Annotated in this window: 2 protein-coding genes, 4 tRNA genes and 1 riboswitch; all 6 genes read left to right on the top strand. The window is 37.4% G+C overall.

Annotated features, from left to right (window positions below):
* Nucleotides 1-67 precede the first annotated feature (67 nt).
* The 6 genes from CP370_RS08925 to CP370_RS08900 all read left to right on the top strand — a co-directional run bounded on the left by CP370_RS08925 (nt 68) and on the right by CP370_RS08900 (nt 3343).
* A tRNA-Asn gene (locus tag CP370_RS08925) sits at nt 68-140 on the top strand.
* Nucleotides 141-162: 22 nt separating this feature from the next.
* A tRNA-Ser gene (locus CP370_RS08920) sits at nt 163-252 on the top strand.
* Nucleotides 253-369: 117 nt separating this feature from the next.
* Nucleotides 370-441, top strand: a tRNA-Glu gene (locus tag CP370_RS08915).
* Nucleotides 442-464: 23 nt separating this feature from the next.
* Nucleotides 465-537, top strand: a tRNA-Val gene (locus CP370_RS08910).
* 82 nt (nt 538-619) lie between these two features.
* Nucleotides 620-690, top strand: a riboswitch (SMK box riboswitch).
* Complete coding sequence (metK, locus tag CP370_RS08905; protein WP_087713217.1) at nt 688-1896, top strand: methionine adenosyltransferase; 1209 nt, start codon at nt 688-690, stop codon at nt 1894-1896. It overlaps the preceding riboswitch by 3 nt.
* Complete coding sequence (locus CP370_RS08900) at nt 1886-3343, top strand: MDR family MFS transporter (protein WP_087713216.1); 1458 nt, start codon at nt 1886-1888, stop codon at nt 3341-3343. The genes metK and CP370_RS08900 overlap by 11 nt, the downstream gene beginning before the upstream one ends.
* Nucleotides 3344-3415: the final 72 nt, after the last annotated feature.

Below are 3415 nucleotides of genomic sequence, written 5' to 3'. Positions count from 1 at the left end.
AACGCCGAGAGTAGTTGGTGGGAAACTGCCTGCGAGGGTAGGCAGTCGCCGTGCTCTTTTTTAATATTCCGGCTTAGCTCAGTTGGTAGAGCACCTGACTGTTAATCAGGTTGTCGTCAGTTCGAGTCTGACAGCCGGAGTTTATGGCAATAATAAAATAATGGAGTGTTGTCCGAGTGGCTGAAGGAGCATGATTGGAAATCATGTATACGGGCTTTACCTGTATCGAGAGTTCGAATCTCTCACACTCCGTTGGAGAATATTTTTCGCCATAATATGTATTTCATTTATTGAGTAAATTTTTTCAAAAAGTACTTGCTTTTTGAAAAAGATCTGGTATAGTAATATATGTGCTCAATTGTGAGATCTGGCCCGTTGGTCAAGTGGTTAAGACACCGCCCTTTCACGGCGGTAACATGAGTTCAAATCTCGTACGGGTCATTGCCATATTAAATATGGTTGTTGGAGGATTAGCTCAGCTGGGAGAGCATCTGCCTTACAAGCAGGAGGTCACAGGTTCGAGCCCTGTATCCTCCATCGTTCACGGGACTACCAAATATGGTAGTCCTTTTTTTGTGTTTAAAGACAAATGAACGAAGTTTTATTGTATATATTGTTATTCGGTTAAGGTCCCGAAAGGATTCGTTTTTAACGAAGATGCCTTGTAACCGAAAGATGGGGGACTCTATGAAAAAAGAAAAACATTTATTTACTTCGGAATCAGTTTCAGAAGGACATCCAGATAAAGTGGCAGATCAAATCTCTGATGCTATTTTAGATGCAATTTTAGCTAAGGATCCAGATGGTCGTGTAGCTTGTGAAACTACTGTTACTACTGGTCTTGTTTTAGTTGTAGGTGAAATTTCAACCTCTGCGTATGTAGATATTCAATCTGTAGTTAGAAAAACTATTTTAGAGATTGGCTACAATCGTCCTGAACTTGGTTTTGATGGTAATAATTGTGCTATCTTAGTCGATATTGATGAACAATCTAGTGATATCGCTGGTGGTGTTAATGAATCACTTGAAACACGTGAAAACCACCAGGACAAAGATGATTTAGATAAAATAGGTGCTGGTGACCAAGGGTTAATGTTTGGTTTTGCCATTAAGGAAACTCCTGAATTAATGCCACTACCTATTTCTTTAGCTCATTCATTGATGAGGCGGGTTGCTAGTCTTCGCAAAGAGGGACGTCTTGATTGGCTAAGACCTGATGCAAAAGCACAAGTAACTGTAGAATACGATGATGAAAATAAACCAAAACGTGTAGATACAGTGGTTATTTCTACTCAAACTGATGCAGCAGTAACTAACGATGAAATTCGTGAAGCAATGATCGATATGGTAATTAAGAAGGTCATTCCATCTCAATATCTTGATAAGGATACTAAGTTTTTGATTAATCCTTCTGGTCGCTTTGTTATTGGTGGACCTAAAGGAGATTCTGGCTTAACTGGACGTAAGATTATTGTTGATACATATGGTGGATACGCTCGTCATGGTGGCGGCGCTTTCTCAGGTAAAGATTTAACTAAGGTCGATCGAAGCGCAAGTTATGCGGCTCGATATGTAGCTAAGAATATTGTGGCAGCTGGCTTAGCTTATCAATGTGAAATTCAACTTGCTTATGCAATTGGAGTTGCCCATCCAGTTTCAATCATGGTTGATACGCATGGAACAAGCAAAGTAAGTGAAGATTTATTGGTAGAGGCTGTTAGAAATGTCTTTGATTTAAGACCAGCTGGTATTATCGAAATGCTGAACTTAAAGCGCCCTATTTATCGTCAAACTGCCGCTTATGGTCATTTTGGACGAACAGACGTGGATTTACCTTGGGAGCATACAGATAAGGTAGAAGCGCTAAAAACATATGTGAGCGAGCATGCAGAATAAAAGTAATACTAAAATTGTAACAATTGCTATCTTTTTAACGACCTTTATGACAGCAATTGAAGGGACTATTGTATCGACGGCGATGCCCACAATTGTTTCTGATTTAAATGGATTAGGAATCATGAATTGGGTTGTTTCCATCTTTCTATTAATGACTGCTGTCTCAACCCCAATTTATGGAAAACTAGCTGATAGCCTTGGAAGAAAACCTGTATTTCTATTCGGAATTGCTGTTTTTGTGATTGGATCGGCACTTTGTGGAATTGCACAGAATATGGTGGAACTAATCCTCTTTCGAGTAATTCAGGGGCTCGGATCAGGAGCAGTACAGCCAGTAGCTGTTACCATCATTGCTGATTTATATACGCTTGAAAAAAGAGCAAAGATGCTAGGTTTAAACTCTGGTTTTTGGGGAGTAGCTTCGGTCATTGCACCATTGTTAGGTGGATTCATTGTTCAACATTTATCATGGCACTGGATTTTTTATATTAATGTTCCATTAGGAATTTTAGCCTTTTTACTGGTGATCTTCTTTTTGAAAGAAACAAAGACAAGTAAGGATTCCACTTTAGATCTAAAAGGAACAACTTGTTTAGTCATCTTTTTATTGGCCTTAATGGTCTTCTTACAAGAAATAGAAAATGGCTTTAATTTAATCTTATTGGGATTACTAGTTATTATTGTTGCTTCAGCCATTCTTTTCTTCCGAATGGAGAAGAAAGCAAAAGATCCAATTATGCCACTAGATATGCTAACTAACAAAGAATTTACAATGATTAATTTGATTACTTTACTTATTTCAGGGGTAGTCATTGGCTTTGAATTCTATATTCCAACTTGGATGCAAGGAATAAATGGAACAAGCGCTTCTGTTGCTGGATTTGCGGTGACACCAAGTTCGCTAATGTGGATTGTAGGATCATTTTTAATCGGTGGAATGCTTGGACGATGGGGAATAAAGAAAACATATGATTATATGTTAATTGTCCTTGTTGGAGCCGATTTAGCCTTAATATTTGTTCCAATCTATACCTCATTTTGGGTATTTTGTTTGATTGCAGCATTTAATGGGACAGCCTTTGGAGCTATTACAACTGCTTCGCAAGTTCGTTCTCAAGTTTTAGTAGGACGCGATAAAATTGGAGTTGCAACTAGTTTTAATACATTGATGAAATATTTAGGGCAGACTATGATGGTCTCTATATATGGAATTACATTTAACATGGTTGTAGCAAAGCAGGTAACACATCATCCGCAATTAACTCAAAGAATGATGAATGATATTGTTTCTGCTGATAAAGCTAAACATTTAGCGCCTAATTTAATTCCTGCTTTAAGAGAAGTTTTATTAAGCGGCTTAAAGTCGGTATATGTGGTTTCTTTAATTGTGATAATTTTATCGTTAGTTCTTAATCAACTTTATAAACAGAAGAAAATTGTTGAATAAAAAATGCTAACTGAGTTTGAAGTGCCATAGAAAAGTTAGACATTTATAAAATTTTAAAGATTTGATAATACA

Origin of the sequence: Lactobacillus sp. UMNPBX19 (genome assembly GCF_002553805.1) — a bacterium.
GTDB lineage: Bacteria > Bacillota > Bacilli > Lactobacillales > Lactobacillaceae > Lactobacillus.
This window is presented reverse-complemented; position numbering and strand designations above follow the sequence as displayed.

Coding starts and splice junctions, on each gene's coding strand:
- metK (WP_087713217.1), top strand. CDS start 688: ATGAAAAAAGAAAAACATTTATTTACTTCGGAATCAGTTTCAGAAGGA.
- CP370_RS08900 (WP_087713216.1), top strand. CDS start 1,886: ATGCAGAATAAAAGTAATACTAAAATTGTAACAATTGCTATCTTTTTA.